This is a genomic window from Acidobacteriota bacterium (assembly GCA_028875725.1).
GTDB lineage: Bacteria > Acidobacteriota > Thermoanaerobaculia > Multivoradales > Multivoraceae > Multivorans.
This window is the reverse complement of record JAPPCR010000023.1, coordinates 480,824-499,657: the sequence shown is the minus strand read 5'-3', so window position 1 is coordinate 499,657 and position 18,834 is coordinate 480,824. Positions and strand designations below refer to the sequence as shown.

Genomic DNA, 18,834 nt, shown 5'->3' with positions numbered 1-18,834 from the left:
CGGCGCACACCGCTTCGGACTCGGCTACTTCGGCGGGGCTCTGCGCCCTAAGACAACTTGCGAAGACAACAATGATCTTTGTACTCTCAACTAATGCACAGAGTCCTCGTCTCCTGGATCGGCACCGCGGATCTCCGCGCTCCCAACGAGCATGCCGAGGTCGGCACGGGGCCGGTCGCCCAAGCGCTTTCAGCACGGCGATTCGATGAGGCCTGCCTGCTCACGAACCAGGAGCCGGACGCCGCGAGCCGCTACCGGTCCTGGCTGAGGGCGCGATCACGCGACGTGCGGATTCGGATGGTCCATGAGAATCTGACCAGCCCGACCGACTTCGGCGAGATCTACGCCGCCGCGGTCCGCGCGTGCGAGGGAGCGATCGACAACGCGGCCGAAACCTCTCTCACCTTCCACCTGAGCCCCGGCACGCCGGCCATGGCGGCGATCTGGCTCATCCTCGCCAACACGCGCTTTCCTGCCGCACTCATCGAGTCCTCCCGCGAGCACGGCGTCCGCGACGTGTCCGTCCCGTTCGACATCAGCGCCGACTTCCTTCCCGACCTTCTGCGGCAGTCGGACCGGGAACTGGAACGGCTGGCGGCCGGACTTCCGCCGGAGGCGCCGGAGTTCGAGGAGATCATCCACCGGAGCCCGGCGATGAAGCGCGTCGTCCTGCGTGCGCGACGCGTCGCTCCGCGCTCCGTACCGGTCCTGATCGAGGGAGAGACCGGCACCGGCAAGGAACTGCTGGCGAGAGCGATCCACCGCGCAAGCCCCCGCGGTGACCGGCCCTTCGTGGCGGTCAACTGCGGCGCCCTGCCGCCCGAACTCGTCGAGTCCGAGCTCTTCGGCCACGAGAAGGGCGCCTTCACCGGCGCCTCGGCGCGCCGCAGAGGTCACTTCGTCAGCGCGGATGGCGGAACCCTCTTCCTCGACGAGATCGGTGAACTGCCCTTGCCGGCCCAGGTGAAGCTCCTGCGCGCGCTCCAGGAAGGCGAGGTCCTGCCGGTGGGAAGTTCGCGTCCGCTGAAGGTCGATGTCCGGCCGGTGGCCGCGACCAACCGTTCGTTGCCGTCCGAGGTGGCGGCCGGCCGCTTCCGAGAGGACCTCTTCTACCGTCTGGCCGTGGCGGTACTGCGCCTGCCCCCGCTGCGCGAGCGCCCGGGCGACTTGGCGCTCCTTCTCGACCGGTTCCTGGAACAGGTGAACCGCGAAGGGGCGGAACAGCCGGGATTCGTGAACAAGAAACTGTCTGTCGGCGCAAGAAAAGTGGTGCTCTCCCACGCTTGGCCCGGCAACGTGCGTGAACTCCAGAACACCCTCCGCCGCGCCGCCATCTGGTCCTCCGACGAGACCCTGACCGCTGAGGACATGCGGGAGGCTCTGATTCCTCTGGCCGCCGGCGACCGGCGCGAGACGGTACTGAACCGTCCGCTGGAAGAAGGCCTGGATCTCAGGGAACTCCTGGCAGATGTGGCCCGCCACTACCTTGAGCGAGCCCTGGAGCAGACAGGAGGAAACAAGACCGAGGCGGCCCGGCTCGTGGGCCTTCCCAGCTACCAGACCTTCACCAACTGGATGAAGCGTTATGGTCTGACGCAGTGATGGCAGGGGGCTTGCACCACCGCCGGCTCCCGGCCCGCCCGCACGCCCGGCATGCCGCCCCTCCCCGAACCGACGATGAAGAAGGAACTCCAGGACCGACTCGACCTCCTGACGAGCCTCGTTCGTGGCGGGGCCGGCGAGAACGATCTTCTTGAACCCATCGACGCTGTCGAGCAGATCGCCCTGCTGATCAGCCTGAAGCTGCTCGATGAGGAGGAGGAAGACCGGTTGCGGATAGGCGCGGAGCGCGGGGGGGCAGCCCTGGTGGAGGAGGGTCTCTTCCCCCACCAGACGCAGCGCTACCGCTGGAGCCGATGGCGCTCGCTGGAGGCAGAGGACCGGCTCGCGTTCGTGCGGGACGACGTGCTCCCCTACATGGCGTCGCTCGGGGGGATGGATCGCCAGACCGCTGCGTTCTTCCGCGGCACCACGCTCCGGATCGAGGATCCGGAGACCTTCCGGCGGATCGTCGACGAGGTCGACGCGATCACCCTGAACCAGTCTAGGACTGATGATGGAGGAGAGGCGCTCGAGTACGTACTGACGAACCTCCAGGACACAGGGTCCTCACCCATCGGCGAGTTCCGCACTCCTCGACGCCTCCGTAAGTTGATGGTCAAAATGCTCGACCCTGCCGCTGGCGAGACGATCCACGATCCGGCTTGCGGAACGGGAGGATTTCTGGTCGACGCAGCGGAGCACGTTCGGGGTAAGACCGGAGGGGCTGGAGAGGACCTGCCCGAACCAGCCGGAAGAGGCAGGTTCCTGCATGGCACGGAACTCAATCGAACGGTCGCCCGGATCGCTACGGCGAACTTGGCGCTTCACGGACTGCGAGGGGCGCGGCTCGACAACGGGGACGCACTCGACGATCTCGGCGAGCCGCTCTTTGCGGGGCGACGCAACGAGTACGACGTTGTGCTCTCGAACCCGCCGATGGGCAATCGCTATCGCAGGGAAAGAGTGCGCGGCGACCTGCCGGTCTCGTCCGCCAGAATCGGCATGCTGTTTCCGCTGCTTCTGGCGGAGTCTCTGGCCCCGGGCGGGCGCTGTGCAATGGTGGTCCCCGACCTCATGTTGCAGGGCCGCTCACGAACGCACGGCGAACTGCGCCAGTGGCTCCTCCGGCGGTTCCAGATCCTGGCCGTCGTGTCCCTCCCGCCTTCCACCTTTCGGCCATACAGCAGCCTCAGGGCGTCCGTCGTCCTCTTCCGACGTCCGGCCCTCAGTCAGCGGCAGGCAGCGGCGGCCACCCGCTGCGTCTGGTTTCACGAGCTTGGCAGCGATGCTCTTGCAAGCAGCCGAGGCTGCCGTGCCGACCAGGTGACGGCGGACTCAAGCGGCGTTGCCCCCCTGCTCACTCAATGGGAGGCCTACCGAGCGTCCGGCTTCCGTGAGCCGGTAGGTAACGAGGCCCTTGCCGTGTTGCCCCGGAGCAGCGAAGAACCGCGTTCTTGGTGGGCGCCGTTCGAGATGATCGCCGAGAACGGCTGCGTTCTCGCCGCTTCTCGCTACAGGCCCGTCGTCCCGGAGCCGCTTCCCGACGAAGACCCGGCCGAGCTGATCCGCGACGCGATCGAGATCGAGAGGAAGCTGGTCGCCGGTCTCGAGCAGGTGCTGCGCGCGGTGGAGGCGTGACCATGCCCGAGTCACATCGCGCAACGGTGGACGGCGTCCGACCTCCGATGGAGGGCGACCAAGCGAAACGGCTACGAGATCAGATCGACGGCCTGCTCGAACTTCGCGCCGAGGCCGACCGCATGACGGGCCGTGCTCTTGACGCGTTTTTCGTACGCTGTCTCGGCGACCCGTTCGCGAACCCGATGGGCTGGGCAGAAGGTGCCTTGGGCACTGTCTGCGACGTCCGCCTAGGCGGGCCGGCCCAACGAGTCTCGCCGGAGCATCGTGGTGGCGGCATTCCATGGGTAACCCCGAGGGACTTGGCCCGCGACGGCGCATGGGTGGTGACCAGAACCGCGCGCTCGCTCGAGGACGAGAGCGCGAAGCACCTCGGCAACGGGCTTCTCCCGGCGGGATCCGTGCTGCTGAGCGCCGCGGGTAGGATCGGACTCATCGCGATTGCCGGGACACACGTAGTTGCAGGACCGGGTGTCCTAGGTTTCGTGTGCGGCGACGCGATCGACTCCTGGTACCTCTTCGCCTGGTTCAGGCTCCGTCGCTCGTGGCTGCGGTCTCTCGGTCAGGGGCCGCTTCGGAGTCTCCTCGTCGCGGACGTGAAGGACGTTCGGCTTCCCATCCCTCCGATGGAACGTCAGAGCGACTTTCGCGAGGCGGCGCGGCGACTGCAGGAAGCCCGGCGCCGAGCGGGCGTCGTGGGCGATCACCTGACCGACCTTGCTCGGTGGTTCCCGGAGCCCAGGGGAGCCGCTTCCCGTGAGGCCGGAGCGCCCGTGCTCAATGAGGAGGCGTCGGCGCGATCGGCGGCCCTCTGCGGGGACACGCCATGAGTCGTCTGGACGTTCTCCGTATCGGCAACTTCAAGGCCTTCGGTCGTACGCAGCGCGTGCCGTTGCGGCCCATCACGCTGCTGTTTGGCGCGAACAGCTCCGGCAAGTCCAGCGTGATCCACTCCCTCGCGCTGGCGCAGCACGCCGCCGAGACGGGTGATGTCGACGTCCATCGGACCAGCGTCGGCGGCGACTCCATCGACTTGGGAGGGTATCGGAGTTACGTCCACCGGAGGTACTGGTGGAACCATCAGGTCGAACTCGCTTTCGAATGGTCGGATGGTACAGCGGCCAGAAGGTTGGGGCTCCCCGAAGCAAGCCGTGTCGGCATTGAGTTGAGCATCTCGGCAGATGGGGCTGACAGTGTGGCAGGTGCGCTCGTGTCCCGTTACGCCCTGCTGGTAGACGGAGCGCCGCTGCTCACGATGAGCGCTCGAAGCGGCGGCGTCTTGGTACTTGATCTGCTCGACGCAGACCACTCGGCGTTCAAGGGTGTCTTCAGCCAACGCCCCCCTTTGGTGCCGGCCTCGATAGCGCGCACTGGCCAGCTCCTGCCGGCAGCCGAGGCCGTCGTAGGGGCCGGGGCTGAACCGGGTCGCAAGCTGTTTCCTCGCTTCAGGCGGGCGTCGGGACACCAGCGCCCGGCTGGAGCTCTCGAATCCGGGCGCGAGAATCGCCTTAGGCAGCTACTCGACGGCGCCGCGGCGCCGGTCGAAGAAGCTCTCGGCAGTTTCCGCTATCTGGGCCCCCTTCGCTCATACCCGCCTCGGCAGTTGAACTCGTCTTCCGGAGCCGTCGATCCCAACTGGCTTGCCGGAGGAGGCCATGCGTGGGACGTGGTTCGGACGAACGATGGCGTCAGGGGACGGGTAAACGAGTGGCTGGGAGACACCGGCCGTCTGAAGACGCCGTACGAGCTCCAGGTTCAGGAGCTGCTTCCCGCCGGAGATCTGGAGTTCGAACTGGGATTGAGACTTGGCGAGACGCTGGACCAAGCTGCGCTGAAACTGCTTGAGGAAGTGGAGCGCAGTGAGTCCCAGGCCGCCCGGTCCGAGTTGGCCTCGACGCCGTTCTCCGACCAAGGCGAGTCTCTAGCCAGGGTGCTGGAACTGATTCGCCAAGGTACGGATAAACGGTCAGCTGCCGACAACGAGGTTCTCGACGGCGAGATTGCAAACGTCGTTGGCGACATCATCGAGTCTGACACTGTCGCCGAGGGCTGGATCCGGGACGCGGTCGCCGGGAGGCGCGGCGAAGCACGTTCTGAACTCTCATTGATCGACAAGCGATCCGTTACACCGGTGAGCCATCGCGATGTCGGCATCGGCGTAAGCCAGTTGCTACCCGTGCTGGTCGCGGCGTTTGCCTCCAGTGACAAGTGGATCGCTATCGAGCAGCCGGAAATCCACCTGCATCCCGCACTGCAGGCGGAGCTTGGCGACGTCTTCCTGGAGTCTGCGCTGGGTGAGGCCGGCAACCGCTTTCTGATCGAGACGCACAGCGAGCACCTGATGCTGAGGATTCTGCGTCGTATCCGCGAGACCTCCGACGGCGAGGAAGTCGGCTTCCCGGTCAAGCCGGAGGACGTTGCGGTGCTCTATGTGGAGCCGGGTTCCGAGGGTGCGGAAGTCGTCCACATTCCCATCACACCCGACGGCGACTTCGCGCATCCTTGGCCGGACGGGTTCTTCGACGAACGCGAAGAGGAACTGTTCTGAGGATGATCCGGGAGTTTGCGTTGGAGCCTCACCTGGTCGGCACATGGAACGAGGATCAGGCGCGCTACTACCGGAGCCAGTTCTCGATGGACGGTGGCCGCGTCGTGTCCCGCTGGCCGGCCCAGTGGCGCAACGACGTACTGAACGCCTTCAATGAGTCGGAGTACTCAGGAAGTACGCGACGCAAGAAGCAGTTGAGCCTGTTTCTGCGCAAGCTCAAGGGCCGAACGATTGGTCGCCCAGGGGGCGAGCCGAACCCGGACAAGGCCGCCGGATGGCTCGCCGGCGCCCTGCGAGAACACGAACGCTGTCCCTTTGACGCGATCCTCGCCGGCTCGAACCCTGGAGGACATTCGGACATTCTGCTCCACGACGACCTTGACGAACACCCACTCTGGCAAGTGCCCCGGGGCCTTCTCGTCGACCGGCGGGCCGAAGCCATGGCTGACGCCGTCGCTTCGACGCTCCGTCTCAGCAAACGGATCGTCCTCGTCGATCCCTACTTCCGGCCGAAACGACGTGAGAACCTGCAGGTTTTCGAGAGCTTCTGCGAGCGCATGTTCCGGAACCGACCCGGTCCTCCGCCGGAGCAGCTCATCATCCTCACTGAGTTTTCCTGCAAGAGGGGCAGGGACGCGTACTTTGACGACGCATGCAGGTCGGAACTTCCGGGCCGCGCCCCGGAGGGGCTGCGTGTCGTCGTCAAGCGGCTCCAACGGAGAGAAGGCCGGGACCAGATGCACAACCGCTATGTGCTGACCGACCTCTGCGGCATCCAGTTCGGGACCGGCCTCGACACGGGCAGCTCCGGTGCAACCGACGACGTTACCCTGCTCTCGGAACAGCAGTACCTGCATCGGTGGGAGCAGTACGCGCAGGACCCTCCAAGTGACTTCGACATCGTTGGAGCGCCTGTTGAACTTGTGGGAAACCGGAAGATCGCGGGAGGCCCGCGCTGAACGGTCCAGGCGGCCCCACCGGCGTAGTGAACGTCCGTCTCAAACAGGCTCAGAGGCACACTGCCTCCAGGGCCAAGGCGGAGGTGCGTGGCCTCAGGCGGGCCACTTCAACCAGCCGGACCTGCGGTGGAACGGAGACCGGCACCGGCTCCGCACGGCGTCAGACGCATACGGCGGAGCCGAGAACCGTAGGCTGGCAACAAGGGAGGAAACGCAATGTCAGAGGAGAAACCGAGTTGGGCAGCTCAGACGTGGTCCGCCGTCGTGGTCTATCTGGGCATTGGCTTCATTGCTGCCAGTGCCATCGGCATCTGGCAGATCGCCAAGGATGGCGACTACAGCTTGGCGGAAGCCACTCCCATCACTACAGTGCTCGCCGACATCGCCGTCGCGGCGACCGCGATTGGCGTTTGGCTTGAGTACGTTCGCAAGCGTCGGAAGGCGCGGCTCCGACTCCCCCGACTCGACTCGATCGAGGTTGATGCGGTCAACGATCGCGTAGCGCTAAATCGACTTGAGGGAAGAGTCGACACGCTTGAGAAGCTCGCGAGCTGATCGCTCCGTCGGCGGCCGGGTGCCTAGCGGCTCAAGGTTGGGCATCCATCCGCGCTCAGTTGTACCAGTAGATGTGCTCGTCTTCCGGAGCGTCCGGGTCGAGCAGCGTCTTGTCGATGTTGACCGGGCTTCGGGTGGCCCAGGGCCAGATCGGCGGCGCCTGCTCCTCGTTGTGCTCGGCGAGGAGCTTCTTCAGGGCCGCGACCCGCTCCGGCTCGGAGTCGGCGAGGTTGTGCTGCTCGGTGGGGTCCTTCTTCATGTTGAAGAGCCATACTCCCCCGGGGGGTTCGCTGATCTGGAGTTTCCAGCCGTCGGCGAGGACGACCTGATAGTCGCCGGTGCGCCAGAAGAGACGGTCGTGCGGCGCGCCTTCGACCTCACCCAGGACGTGCGGCACCAGGTCGACGCCGTCGATTGTCCGGTCGCCGGGCAGATCGACTCCGGCCGCGGCTGCCGCGGTCGCGAAGATGTCGAAGCCGTGCACCGGGTCTTCGTAGACCTGGCCTGCGCTGAGGCGAGCAGGCCACTTCAGGAGGAACGGCACGTGGATGCCGCCCTCGAAGAAGCTGATCTTCCAGCCGCGGAACGGCTCGTTGACGCGCGGCAGACCGATGTAGGCCGGCGCCCCGTTGTCGGAGGTGAAGAAGACGAGCGTATTCTCTTCGAGGCCGTTCTCGCGCAGCGCCTCGAGCACCCGGCCGACGCTGCGGTCGAGTGAGCGCACCATCGCGGCGTAGACCCGCAGGCGATGCTCCTCGATGTGGGACAGCGCCTCGTAGTCGGCGCGCAGCGCCTGGAGCGGCGTGTGCACCGCCCAGTGCGCCAGGTAGAGAAGGAAGGGCCGGTCCTTGTTGGCCTCGATGACCTGGACCGCCTGGTCGGTGTAGTAGTCGGTCAGGTACCCGCCGGGTTCGAAGGCGGGAGTGTCGTTGAAAGACGCCTCGTAGCGCATGAAGCGCCACAGGAAACGGTCGATCCCATCGAACTCCTGCTTCGAGTTGACGACGTTCGGGTCGTCCTCGGGCAGGTACAGGCCGCTCCTCATGAGCAGGCTCTCGTCGAAGCCCTGCTCGTGGGCCCGCATGCCGTCGCCCACACCGAGGTGCCACTTGCCGATGTGCACGGTGTGGTAGCCGGCCGGCTTGAGCAGTTCGGCGAGCGTGATCTCGGACGGCGGCACACCCTTCTCGTCGATGGGAAGCGAAGCCCCTTCCGTGTTGCCGCTCGTCTGCCGGAGTCTGCCTTCCGTGCTCGAGAGCCGGGGCACCATCGTGGCGAACCCCGGCGGCGTCGGCGTGAACTCGAAACCGAAGCGGGTGCCGTAGCGACCGGTCATCAGGGCGGCTCGTGACGGCGCGCAGGTGCCGTTCGCCGAGTAGCCGTTGGCGAAGTGGACGCCGTCACGTGCCAGCGAGTCGATGTGCGGGGTCGGCACCGTGCCGCCCGCGACGCCGCCGCCGAGCCAGCTCAGGTCGTTCCAGCCCAGGTCGTCGGCGAGGATGACGACGATGTTGGGCGGTCTCTCGCCGGCGGGCCGTCCTTGGGGATCGGTGCCGGACTGCCAGTCGATGGTCTGGGTCGGACCGATCTCGGCGGGCTGAAACTGTGCAGCCGTGCCCACGGTTCCGGCCGCGAAGGCCACCGCGAGTCCGAGGGCGACCAGGCCGCGTCGTGCGCCGCATCGATTCATCATTCTCGTCCTTTCGAGTGGTTGGGGCGATAGCCTACGAGATCAACGCGATGGGTCCCGTTCTCTTCATCTGCCTTCTGTTTGCCGTCACGACTGCAACACATGTGCAGCCAGCGGCTGCACAGAACAACTCCTCCAGGATCGCCTTCGTATCCAATCAGGACGGCAACCCGGAGATCTACGTCATGAACGAAGGTGGCTCCGACCTGACGCGGCTGACCAACAATCCGGGCTTCGATGGTGCCCCGACGTGGTCGCCCGACGGCACCCGGATCGCATTCGCATCATCTCGCAACGACAACGCCGACATCTACATCATGAACGCCGACGGCTCCAACGTCGTCCGTCTCACCAGCCACGCGGCCAACGACGGCGGCCCCTCCTGGTCGCCCGACGGCTCGATGATCGCCTTCGATTCGAATCGCAGCGGCAGCTCTCAGGTGTGGCGTACGAACGTCGACGCCGGAAACTGGGGATACAACCTCACGCAGCTCACCGAAGACCATCCTCTGGGGCGCGTAAACAACTTCGTCGCCTGGTCGCCCGACGGTTTGTGGATCGCCTTCGAAGCCGACGGTGACCGGGACGACCCGGAGATCTATCTGGCCAACGCCGTCGATGGCACCAACCAGCAGCGATTGACGTTCACTCGTGCTCTTGACGAGGTCCCCAGTTGGACACCCGACGGCAGGCAGATCGTCTACTCCACCGATCGCGACGGGGCACCGCAGAACGGCAACTATGAGATCTACATCATGAACGTCGATGGCTCCGACAAGCGCCGTCTGACCACCGCCCCAGGTGCCGACTCCAACCCTTCGGTGTCGGCCGACGGCACCCGGATCGCCTTCGATTCTTCGCGCGGCGGAGGGAGGGAGATCTATGTCATGAACCTGGATGGCTCCAATCCGATGCGACTGACGGGCACAGGATCCAACAGCAACCCCGCCTGGTCACCGTTCTAGGCGGGCTCAGGGCTAGAGTAAGACGGATGCCGCTTCCGGCATCCGAATCAGAGAGAGGGAGCGTTCGACCCATGAAGAGAGGCCGACTTGCCTTGCTCGCCCTTGTCACGATGTTCCTGGCCGTTCCGGCGTTTGCCCAGGACGGCGACGAGAACGAGAACGAGAGAGTGAAGGGCGCGCACGAGAACCAGTTGCCGGAGGCTCGGCAGGACGATCTCGGCATCACGGTTCCCGTGCCGACGAGCCACCCGGGCCGCCGCTACCCGGCGGAACACGAGTTCCCGACCGGTCCGGCCATCGGCGAGCGACTGCCCGAATTCGAGCTGCCGAACCAGGACGGCGAGCTGATCGACTTCCACGCGGACCGGGGCGACTCGAAGGCGGTCGTCGTCTTCTACCGTTCCGCCGTCTGGTGACCGTACTGCCGCACGCAGCTGGTCGAGCTGCAAGACAACCTGGAACTCTTCGACGCCGAGGACATCAAGGTCTACGGCATCAGCTACGACACGCAGGAGCAGTTGAAGGCCTTCGCGGAGGATCGGGACGTCACCTACGACCTGCTCTCCGATGCCGACTCCGCGGTCATCAAGCGCTTCGGCATTCTGAACACGACGATCGATCCCGAGGCGGACGTGCTCAACCGGGCGACGCAGAAGGGGTTCTACGGGATTCCCTTCCCGGGCGTCTACGTCACGGACCGTGACGGCCAGGTGACGGAGAAGTTCTTCCACCGCCACTACGCGACGCGCACTTCGGCCGGGACGATTCGCGACAGCGCGATCGGCCGCATCCTCGCCAAGCACGAGGTTCCCGCTGCCGAACTGGGCGACGAGCACGTCGAAGTGTCTGTCTTCCTCGCCGACGAGGCGCTCAAGTTCGAGTACAGGAGCACGCTCCACGTGCGGTTCGAGGTCGCCGACGGCTACCACATCTACGCGGACCCCCTGCCGGACGGCTTCATCGCGTCCACGGCGACCGTCGTGCCGACCAAGGGCGTGAGAACAGGCGAGCCGGTCTACCCGGCGACGTCCGAGCGCGAGTTCCCCCAGCTCGACGTGACGCTCAACGTCTACGAGGAAGGCACGATCGACATTGCGATCCCGATCGCCCTGAACGCCGAGATTCTCAACTGGCCGATTCAGGACAAGCCGACCGAGATCGAGATTCCGGTCGACGTGGTCTACCAGGCCTGCAGCGAGACGGTCTGCTACGTGCCGAAGGAAGAGACGGTCGTGCTCAAGGCGCCGATCGAACCGCTGGTGATGCCGGGTCGTCGCAGATAGCCGCCGCTCAACTACCACCTCCGACTCGACGCCGGGGCAGTCAAGATGAGCCTGATCCTCTACGGAGCCCACCTCTCTCCCTTCGTTCGGAAGGCGGATGCCCTGCTACGTGAGAAGGGGGCGCCTTTCGAGCTCGAGAGCGTCAACATCATGCCGATGCCCGACTGGTTCAAGGAGATCAGTCCGGCGCGCCGCATTCCGGTGTTGCGCGATACGGACGTGGGCGAGGAAGGCCCGGCGGGCACGATCCCCGATTCGTCCGCGATCTGCGCCTACATCGAGCAGAAGTTCCCGGAGCCCGCGTTCTATCCTGCGGATCCCTACGAACGCGGCCGCGCCGTCTGGCTGGAGGAGTACTGCGACACCGAGCTGGCGATGGCGATCGGCCTCGGGATCTTCCGCCCGATCCAGTTCAAACGGTTCATGGGCGAGGAGCCCGATGTGGACACGGCCAGGAAGACGTATGAGGAACGGCTTCCGCGGCGTCTGGACTATCTCGAGGGCGAAGTCGGTGACGGACCGTTCCTGGTTGGAGACGCGCTCACGATCGCGGACATCTCGCTCGCGTGTCAGATCGCCCAGTTCGAGTTCGTCGCCGGGCCGCTCGACGCGTCGCGGTGGCCCGGTGTGGCCGGTCTCGTCGAGCGCTTGACGGGGCGGGACAGCTTTCTGCCTTGCCTCACGATCTGTCGGAAGATCGTGAAGCAGGAGCCCGTCGATCTGAGCGCGGCTTGATTGGCGAGTAGCTAGAATCCCTGTAGCCGAAGTACGGCGAGAGGGAGCGCTCGACCCATGACGGGACGCCGGATCGTCCAGGCCGAAACCCCCTGCGGGACGACACCGGGCTACATGCCCGGGTTCGGCAATGACTTCGAGACCGAAGCGCTGCCGGGCGCGCTGCCGCAGGGCCAGAACAGCCCGCAGCGTTGCGCCTACGGCCTCTATGCCGAACAGCTCTCGGGCACCCCGTTCACGGCGCCCCAGGGCGAGAACGAGCGCACCTGGTGCTACCGCATCCGCCCTTCGGTCAGGCACACGTCGCGCTTTCGGAGCATCGACCTGCCGTACTGGCGTTCGGCGCCCCACATCGTCGACGACGTCGTCTCGCTCGGCCAGTACCGCTGGGATCCGGTGCCCCACACGGCGGAGGCGCTGACTTTCCTGACCGGCATGCGCACGATGACGACCGCCGGCGACGTGAACACCCAGGTCGGGATGGCCGCCCACGTCTATCTGGCCACGGAGAGCATGGTCGACGAGTACTTCTACTCGGCCGACTCGGAACTGCTCGTCGTGCCCCAGGAGGGACGGCTTGTCTTCTGGACGGAACTCGGCCGGATCGACCTCGAGCCGCGCGAGATCGCGATCCTGCCTCGCGGCATGGTCTTTCGCGTGGAGGTCGCCGAGGGCCCGGCCCGGGGCTTCGTGTGCGAGAACTACGGCGCGAAGTTCCGGCTGCCCAACCGCGGGCCGATCGGTGCCAACTGCCTCGCCAATCCCCGCGACTTCAAGACGCCCGTCGCGGCGTTCGAGGATCGCGAGGTCCCGTCACGGCTGGTGGTCAAGTGGTGCGGCCGTTTCCATGCGTCCGACATCGGGCAGTCGCCGCTCGACATCGTCGCCTGGCACGGCAACTACGCGCCTTCGAAGTACGGCCTGGAGGCCTTCGCGCCGGTCGGCGCGATCCTCTTCGACCACCCCGATCCGTCGATCTTCACGGTCCTGACCGCGCCGTCGGGTGTGCCCGGCACCGCCAACATCGACTTCGTGCTCTTCCGCGATCGCTGGAGCGTCGCGGAGCACACCTTCCGGCCGCCCTGGTACCACAAGAACATCATGTCGGAGCTGATGGGCAACATCTACGGCATCTACGACGCCAAGCCGGAGGGCTTCGTGCCGGGCGGCCTGTCGCTGCACAACATGATGCTGCCCCACGGGCCCGACGCCGACGCCTTCGAGGCCGCGACATCCGCCGAACTGGCGCCGAAGAAGCTCGAGAACACGATGAGCTTCATGTTCGAGACCCGCTTCCCGCAGCACCTGACCGAGTTCGCGGCCCGGGAGGCGCCGCTCCAGGACGACTACACCGACTGCTGGACGGGGCTCGAGAAGCGCTTCGACCCGAGCGACGGCTGATGGCAAGGGCGTTCGCGTCGGCGGGGGACCTCGCCGAGAAGCAGATCAGCTTCACCGAGGTCGGCGAGGGGCTTTGGGCCTTCACGGCGGAGGGCGACCCCAACTCCGGCGTGATCATCGGCGACGACTGCGTCATGGTGGTCGAGGCGCAGGCGACGCCGCTGCTCGCGAACAAGGTGATCGAGAAGGTGCGCTCCGTGACCGACAAGCCGATCACGCACCTGGTCCTCACGCACTACCACGCGGTGCGGGTGCTCGGGGCGTCGGCCTTCGACGCGCAGCAGGTCATCATGTCCGACGCCGCCCGCTCGATGGTCGCCGAGCGCGGCCAGGAGGACTGGGACAGCGAGTTCCAGCGCATGCCGCGCCTGTTCGAAGGGCACGAGTCGATCCCCGGCCTGACCTGGCCGACCACGACCTTCTCGGGCCGGATGACGGTCTACCTCGGCAAGCGCCGGGTCGACATCCTCCAGGTGGGCCGCGCCCACACCGCCGGCGACGCCGTCATCCGGGTGCCGGACGAGCAGGTGCTCTTCACCGGCGACATCGTGGAGTACCACTCGGCCTGCTACTGCGGCGACGGGCACTTCCTCGACTGGGGCGGGACGCTCGACCGGATCGCCTCCTTCCGGCCGAGCGCGATCGCGCCCGGCCGCGGCGACGCGCTGGTCGGAGAGCGAATGGTGGTCGAGGCGATCGAGAGCACGCGCGACTTCGTCGACTCGACTTACAAGCCGACAGCGCGGGTCGCCGCTCGGGGCGGGACGCTCAAGGAGGCCTTCGAGGCCACGCGGGCGGTCTGCGATCCGAAGTTCTCCGACTACGCGATCTACGAGCACTGCCTGCCCTTCAACGTCGCGCGGGCATACGACGAGGCGCGGGGGATCGACACGCCGCGCATCTGGACCGCGCAGCGCGACCTCGAGATGTGGGCGGCGCTGCAGGATTGAGGACCTTCGAGACTCCGCTCTACCCCTACGAGCGGAGTCCCGACCAGGACGCTTCCATGCCGGCCCGTCACCCGGTGGTCGTCGTCGGTGCGGGTCCGGCCGGTCTGGCGGCCGCCATCGACCTGGCGCGGCGCGACATCCCCGTGGTGCTGCTCGACGAGAACGACCGGGTCAGCTACGGCTCGCGCGCCATCTGTTTCGCCAAGCGGACGCTGGAGATCCTCGACCGCCTCGGCTGCGGCGACGAGATCGTCGATCGCGGGGTGACCTGGAGCCGCGGCAAGGTCTTCTTCCGCGATCGCTGCATCTACGAGTTCGATCTCCTGGCGGAGGAAGGGCACCGGCGGCCCGCCTTCATCAACCTGCAGCAGTATCGCCTCGAGGAACTCCTGGTGGGGCGCCTCCGCGATCTCCAGTCGGAGGGCCGTCCCGTCGAGCTGCGGGGAGGCAGCCGGGTGACGAAGGTCGAACCCGCCGCTGCCAGCGTGCTCCTGACCGTCGAGACCCCGGAAGGTCCGTACCGGCTGGAGGCCGAGTGGGTCGTGGCGTGCGACGGGGCCGGCTCGACCGTGCGCCGCGAGCTGGGGCTCGAGTTCGCGGGCCGGGCGTTCGAGGACAACTTCCTCATCGCCGACGTCACAATGAAGGCCGACTTTCCGACGGAGCGCTGGTTCTGGTTCGATCCGCCGTTCAACCGGGGCCAGTCGGCCCTGCTCCACAAGCAGCCGGAGGGTCTGTGGCGGATCGACCTGCAGCTCGGGCGGGGCGTCGACAGGGAGGAGGAGCAGCGTCCGGAGAACGTCGTTCCGCGGTTGCGCCAGATGCTCGGCGATGACGTCGAGTTCGAGCTCGAGTGGATCTCGGTCTACACCTTCCAGTGCGCGCGGATCGACCGCTTCCGCCACGGCCGCGTGCTCTTCGCCGGCGACGCGGCCCACCAGGTTTCGCCGTTCGGCGCACGCGGAGCCAACAGCGGCATCCAGGACGTCGACAACCTGGTGTGGAAGCTCGAGCGCGTCCTCCGCGGCCGTTCGCCGGATTCGCTCCTCGACAGTTACGACGCCGAGCGCGTACCGGCGGCCGACGAGAACATCCTGAACTCGACGCGCTCGACGGACTTCATCAGTCCGAAGTCGGAGACCAGCCGACTGTTCCGGGACGCGGTCCTGAACCTCGCGGAGACCCAGCCCATGGCGCGGCCCCTGGTGAACTCGGGACGGCTGTCGTTGCCCCACGTGTATCTCGACTCGCCCCTCCAGAGCCCGGACACGGACGGTCTTCCCGCGCGGACGCGGCCCGGCTCGCCCGCGGTCGACGCGCCGCTCGGCGACGGCTGGCTGCTGGCGCGGCTGGGCGACCGCTTCCAGCTTCTGGCCCTGGGCAACTGCGCGGCAGAAACTGGGTGCGCCGGCGTCCCCGCCCGCATCCGGCGCGAAGCGCCGGCTTCTGGATCTTCTGCCGCGCTGGGCATCGATGTTCCGGACGACGAGCCCGGCCTGGAAGTCGTCAGCCAGCCGGCCGGAAGGCACCCCCTGCTGAACGAAAGGTACCTGGGCGATGCTCCCGGCGCCCTGTATCTTCTCCGCCCCGACCAGCACGTCGCCGCGCGCTTCACCGACTACGACCCCGAGCGGATCGCCGACGCTTTTCGGCGCGCGAGGGCGAGGGAGACAGACGACCCATGACCCGACTCCAGAACAAAGCCAACATCCCCGATAGCGACAGCTTCTACGAGGAATTCCTTGATCTTCACCAGGGCTGCTCGAGGGACGAGAGCGACGCGCTGAACGTCAGTCTGATCCTGCTGCTGGCCAACCACATCGGCGATCACGAGGTGCTGCGCGAGGCGATGCAGGTGGCGGCCCAGGTAGTCCTCGGATCCAAGCCCGAGCCATGATCGCGACCTGCGTCTCCACCGGGCTACGTCTTCGCCACCTGCTCGAACAGCCACGGGCAATCGATGAAGGGCGGTGACTGAACGCCGCGCGAGGCGAGGTCGATCCGTTGGCTGAGCGCCATGGCCCTGGCTTCGTCCGGCAGGTCGACCCAGTCGTGACCCCAGAGGCTCGGGCCGTCGAAGATCTCGACGGGCTGCCAGGTCGCCGGGTCAATGATCCGGCCGCCCCAGCCGTTCTCCACGAAGAAGCCGGAGGGAGTCCTCGCGTAGAAGGACGTCATGAAGTCGTTGGTGTGGCGACCGAGGGTGAAGCCCACCCGGTCGTCCGTCGCTCCCGCCAGGTCGTAGCCCTGTCCGACATCGTCCAGCGATTGGAACTCGACCATGAAGTGGTGGAAGCCCTTCTGTCCGGAGGCGATCATCGCCAGGCTGTGGTGGCGCCCGTTGACGTGCAGGAAGTGGATGGGGACCGGCATGTTGCCGAAGTCGCTGAGTTCGAAGCCCAGCAGGTCGCGGTAGAAGGCCAGTTGCTTCTCGATGTCGGTGACGTGCAGGACCGCGTGGCCCATGCCCAGCGGACCCGTCTTGAAGCCCGAGATCGTCCTGCCCGGCAGGAACGGCTCGCTCGTGCGCATCGGATTCCACACCAGCTCTACGCGGTTTCCGTCCGGGTCGTGGCAGACGATAAGCCGCTCGGCGAAGCGCCGGTCGGCGAGTTCGGAGCTTCCCCATTCCACCTCGACGCCGGCCGCGTCGAGCTTCGTGGCGAAGCTCTCGAGATCGTTCTCTCCGGCGACCTCCCAGCCCATGAAGGAGAGCGTGTCGCCCGGTTCGTCCGAGACCAGCAGGCGCTGCTCGAAGTCGTCCATCCGGTAGGACAGGGACTTGCCGCCCCGGTCGACCTGCTGCATGCCGAGGAGGTTGCAGGCGAAGTCGTTCCAGTCGTCGAGCTTGTCCGAGCGGACTCCGAGGTAGGCGAGGGAGGCTGTGCTCATCGTTCGTTCTCCTGGATTGGGACCGTGACTGAGTATGCTCCAAACCGACCCCACGAAGGAACGGATTGGTGACGAAGGCGAAGCAGTGGAACCTGCTCATGACGATCGTCCTGCTCGGCTGTGCGCCGGGCGAGGAGATCGAGGCGCCGGAGGCGCGGCAGCCGCCCAACGTCGTGCTCATCGTCGCCGACGACCTGGGCTGGCGTGACGTCAGCTTCAACGGCGGCGAGATCGCCACCCCCAACATCGACCGCATCGCCACGGAGGGCGTCAGGCTCGATCGCTTCTACGTGGCGCCCATCTGCTCGCCGACGCGCGCCGGCCTGATGACCGGCAGACATCCGATTCGCTACGGCATGATGCGCGGCGTCGTCATGGGGTACCACGACTACGGTCTCGATCCCGAGGCTGTGATCGTGCCGCAGGTGCTCGCCGAGGCCGGCTACGAGCACCGCGGCCTCGTCGGGAAGTGGCATCTTGGCCTGTCGCGCCGGGAGTACCACCCCCTGGAGCGCGGCTTCACGCGCTTCGTCGGCCACCTCGGCTGGGGCTTCGACTACTTCACGCACGAGCGCTACGGCGAGGTCGACTGGTTTCACGACGACGAGTCGGTGAACGAGCCTGGCTACAGCACGGATCTGATCTCCGAGCATGCGGTGCGCTTCGTCCGCGAGCACGCCGCCGGCGAGGCACCCTTCTTCCTGTTCGTGCCCTACAACGCGCCGCACTCACCCTTCCAGGCGAAGGAAGAGGATCTGCCGCTCTATGAGGACCTCGAGTCGGTGCCGATCGAGGCGGTCGTCGGCGCGGGCGTGCCGCCGGAGAAGTACGAGTGGTTCGGCGGTCACGCCATGAGCCGGGCGCGCCTCGAAGACGTGGAAGGCCGGCTCCGCAACCGGAGGATCACCGGCGCGATGGTCCACGCGATGGATGTCGGCATCGGTCGCATCCTCGATGCCCTGGACGAAGCGGGCGTGGCCGACGACACCCTGGTCTGGTTCTTCTCGGACAACGGCGGCGACACGGGCATCGGCGACAACCGCCCATTCCGTGGCTCCAAGGGCAACGTCTTCGAAGGGGGAATCCGCGTAGCTGCGGCGGCCCGCTGGACCGCCGGCGGGGTGAGCGGCGGCGGCGCCGTCTCCGCGCCGCTCAACTACCTCGACGTCATGCCGACGCTTATGGAGGCCGCGGCCGCTTCGGATCGCCCCGACCTTGAACTGGACGGCCGCGATGCCCTGCCTGCGCTTCGCGGCGGCGAGGTCGCCGGCGACCGCGACTTCTACTCCTACTGCGGCCAGTTGAGCAGCGAGCGCGAGCAGCTCATGGCGATGGAAGGCGACTGGAAGCTGATCGTCATTGGCCCGGAGCCGCTCGACCGCACGGCGCTCGCCGAGTCCCAGGCCATGCTCTTTCACCTGGGCGACGACCCCGGCGAGCAGCACGACCTGTCAGCCGAGCACCCGGAAATCGCCGAGCGTCTGATCGGGAAGGCGCTTGCTTTCCGTGCGCTGCAGCCCGAGGAGCACGTACCGATCTTCTGGGAGGACCGCGACGGTTTCGTGGCGCCGGAGAGGTGGCGGTTTGCGGAGTAAGCTGATCCGCGTGGGTAGCGC

The 18,834-nt window shown here is 66.6% G+C and carries 17 protein-coding genes and 1 pseudogene; 16 read left to right on the top strand and 2 right to left on the bottom strand.

Translation table 11 applies throughout. The annotated features are described in order from the left end of the window. The first annotated feature begins 93 nt into the window (after positions 1 to 93). The 6 genes from OXI49_17730 (at position 94) to OXI49_17705 (ending at position 7,302) form a co-directional block, all read left to right on the top strand. The gene (locus OXI49_17730) at positions 94 to 1,602 is read left to right on the top strand and encodes a sigma 54-interacting transcriptional regulator (protein MDE2692340.1); all 1,509 of its coding nucleotides are present in this window, start codon (positions 94 to 96) and stop codon (positions 1,600 to 1,602) included. 51 nt (positions 1,603 to 1,653) lie between these two features. Next, positions 1,654 to 3,240 (top strand): class I SAM-dependent DNA methyltransferase, encoded by a 1,587-nt coding sequence (locus OXI49_17725; protein MDE2692339.1) that lies wholly within the window; start codon positions 1,654 to 1,656, stop codon positions 3,238 to 3,240. 185 nt (positions 3,241 to 3,425) lie between these two features. Then, positions 3,426 to 4,070, top strand: a complete 645-nt coding sequence (locus OXI49_17720) for a restriction endonuclease subunit S (GenBank protein ID MDE2692338.1) — start codon at positions 3,426 to 3,428, stop codon at positions 4,068 to 4,070. Next, a complete protein-coding gene (locus tag OXI49_17715; GenBank protein MDE2692337.1) occupies positions 4,067 to 5,788 on the top strand; it encodes a DUF3696 domain-containing protein in 1,722 nt (573 codons plus the stop codon). The genes OXI49_17720 and OXI49_17715 overlap by 4 nt, the downstream gene beginning before the upstream one ends. Before the next feature lie 2 nt (positions 5,789 to 5,790). Further along, a complete protein-coding gene (locus OXI49_17710) occupies positions 5,791 to 6,747 on the top strand; it encodes a hypothetical protein (protein MDE2692336.1) in 957 nt (318 codons plus the stop codon). Positions 6,748 to 6,963: 216 nt separating this feature from the next. Then, positions 6,964 to 7,302 carry a hypothetical protein gene (locus tag OXI49_17705; GenBank protein MDE2692335.1) on the top strand — a complete coding sequence of 113 codons (339 nt, stop codon included), beginning with the start codon at positions 6,964 to 6,966 and terminating at the stop codon, positions 7,300 to 7,302. Between the two features lie 55 nt (positions 7,303 to 7,357). Here the strand turns inward: OXI49_17705 and OXI49_17700 are convergent, their stop codons facing one another. Further along, positions 7,358 to 8,992, bottom strand: a complete 1,635-nt coding sequence (locus tag OXI49_17700; GenBank protein ID MDE2692334.1) for a sulfatase-like hydrolase/transferase — start codon at positions 8,990 to 8,992, stop codon at positions 7,358 to 7,360. On the opposite strand from OXI49_17700, the gene OXI49_17695 reads away from it, so the two are divergent. From OXI49_17695 to OXI49_17655, 9 genes and pseudogenes are all read left to right on the top strand, one after another. Then, the gene (locus tag OXI49_17695) at positions 8,974 to 9,957 is read left to right on the top strand and encodes a hypothetical protein (protein ID MDE2692333.1); all 984 of its coding nucleotides are present in this window, start codon (positions 8,974 to 8,976) and stop codon (positions 9,955 to 9,957) included. The two genes, OXI49_17700 and OXI49_17695, sit on opposite strands and share 19 nt — an antisense overlap. A 71-nt stretch (positions 9,958 to 10,028) precedes the next feature. Then, on the top strand, positions 10,029 to 10,373 hold the full coding sequence (locus tag OXI49_17690; protein MDE2692332.1) for a hypothetical protein: 345 nt from the start codon (positions 10,029 to 10,031) through the stop codon (positions 10,371 to 10,373). 15 nt (positions 10,374 to 10,388) lie between these two features. Next, positions 10,389 to 10,664: pseudogene (locus OXI49_17685) on the top strand (redoxin domain-containing protein). A gap of 135 nt (positions 10,665 to 10,799) precedes the next feature. Further along, positions 10,800 to 11,240 (top strand): protein-disulfide reductase DsbD family protein, encoded by a 441-nt coding sequence (locus tag OXI49_17680; GenBank protein MDE2692331.1) that lies wholly within the window; start codon positions 10,800 to 10,802, stop codon positions 11,238 to 11,240. 45 nt (positions 11,241 to 11,285) lie between these two features. Next, positions 11,286 to 11,975 carry a glutathione S-transferase family protein gene (locus tag OXI49_17675; GenBank protein MDE2692330.1) on the top strand — a complete coding sequence of 230 codons (690 nt, stop codon included), beginning with the start codon at positions 11,286 to 11,288 and terminating at the stop codon, positions 11,973 to 11,975. Between the two features lie 57 nt (positions 11,976 to 12,032). Further along, complete coding sequence (gene hmgA / locus OXI49_17670) at positions 12,033 to 13,376, top strand: homogentisate 1,2-dioxygenase (GenBank protein MDE2692329.1); 1,344 nt, start codon at positions 12,033 to 12,035, stop codon at positions 13,374 to 13,376. Next, positions 13,376 to 14,326: an MBL fold metallo-hydrolase gene (locus tag OXI49_17665; GenBank protein ID MDE2692328.1), complete on the top strand. Its 951-nt coding sequence runs from the start codon at positions 13,376 to 13,378 to the stop codon at positions 14,324 to 14,326. Before hmgA ends, OXI49_17665 begins: the two co-directional genes overlap by 1 nt. Beyond that, positions 14,323 to 16,011 (top strand): FAD-dependent oxidoreductase, encoded by a 1,689-nt coding sequence (locus tag OXI49_17660; protein ID MDE2692327.1) that lies wholly within the window; start codon positions 14,323 to 14,325, stop codon positions 16,009 to 16,011. The genes OXI49_17665 and OXI49_17660 overlap by 4 nt, the downstream gene beginning before the upstream one ends. Continuing rightward, complete coding sequence (locus OXI49_17655; GenBank protein ID MDE2692326.1) at positions 16,008 to 16,223, top strand: DUF2783 domain-containing protein; 216 nt, start codon at positions 16,008 to 16,010, stop codon at positions 16,221 to 16,223. Before OXI49_17660 ends, OXI49_17655 begins: the two co-directional genes overlap by 4 nt. 23 nt (positions 16,224 to 16,246) lie before the next feature. Here OXI49_17655 and OXI49_17650 read toward each other — a convergent pair whose 3' ends face one another. Next, positions 16,247 to 17,218: a VOC family protein gene (locus OXI49_17650; protein MDE2692325.1), complete on the bottom strand. Its 972-nt coding sequence runs from the start codon at positions 17,216 to 17,218 to the stop codon at positions 16,247 to 16,249. A 68-nt stretch (positions 17,219 to 17,286) separates the two neighbouring features. On the opposite strand from OXI49_17650, the gene OXI49_17645 reads away from it, so the two are divergent. Beyond that, the gene (locus tag OXI49_17645; protein MDE2692324.1) at positions 17,287 to 18,813 is read left to right on the top strand and encodes an arylsulfatase; all 1,527 of its coding nucleotides are present in this window, start codon (positions 17,287 to 17,289) and stop codon (positions 18,811 to 18,813) included. Positions 18,814 to 18,834: the final 21 nt, after the last annotated feature.

What these genes read in the sequence shown, in the direction of transcription:
- OXI49_17730 (MDE2692340.1), top strand. Translation starts at nt 94, where the DNA reads ATGCACAGAGTCCTCGTCTCCTGGATCGGCACCGCGGATCTCCGCGCT.
- OXI49_17725 (MDE2692339.1), top strand. Translation starts at nt 1,654, where the DNA reads ATGCCGCCCCTCCCCGAACCGACGATGAAGAAGGAACTCCAGGACCGA.
- OXI49_17720 (MDE2692338.1), top strand. Translation starts at nt 3,426, where the DNA reads ATGGGCTGGGCAGAAGGTGCCTTGGGCACTGTCTGCGACGTCCGCCTA.
- OXI49_17715 (MDE2692337.1), top strand. Translation starts at nt 4,067, where the DNA reads ATGAGTCGTCTGGACGTTCTCCGTATCGGCAACTTCAAGGCCTTCGGT.
- OXI49_17710 (MDE2692336.1), top strand. Translation starts at nt 5,791, where the DNA reads ATGATCCGGGAGTTTGCGTTGGAGCCTCACCTGGTCGGCACATGGAAC.
- OXI49_17705 (MDE2692335.1), top strand. Translation starts at nt 6,964, where the DNA reads ATGTCAGAGGAGAAACCGAGTTGGGCAGCTCAGACGTGGTCCGCCGTC.
- OXI49_17700 (MDE2692334.1), bottom strand. Translation starts at nt 8,992, where the DNA reads ATGAATCGATGCGGCGCACGACGCGGCCTGGTCGCCCTCGGACTCGCG.
- OXI49_17690 (MDE2692332.1), top strand. Translation starts at nt 10,029, where the DNA reads ATGAAGAGAGGCCGACTTGCCTTGCTCGCCCTTGTCACGATGTTCCTG.
- OXI49_17675 (MDE2692330.1), top strand. Translation starts at nt 11,286, where the DNA reads ATGAGCCTGATCCTCTACGGAGCCCACCTCTCTCCCTTCGTTCGGAAG.
- hmgA (MDE2692329.1), top strand. Translation starts at nt 12,033, where the DNA reads ATGACGGGACGCCGGATCGTCCAGGCCGAAACCCCCTGCGGGACGACA.
- OXI49_17665 (MDE2692328.1), top strand. Translation starts at nt 13,376, where the DNA reads ATGGCAAGGGCGTTCGCGTCGGCGGGGGACCTCGCCGAGAAGCAGATC.
- OXI49_17655 (MDE2692326.1), top strand. Translation starts at nt 16,008, where the DNA reads ATGACCCGACTCCAGAACAAAGCCAACATCCCCGATAGCGACAGCTTC.
- OXI49_17650 (MDE2692325.1), bottom strand. Translation starts at nt 17,218, where the DNA reads ATGAGCACAGCCTCCCTCGCCTACCTCGGAGTCCGCTCGGACAAGCTC.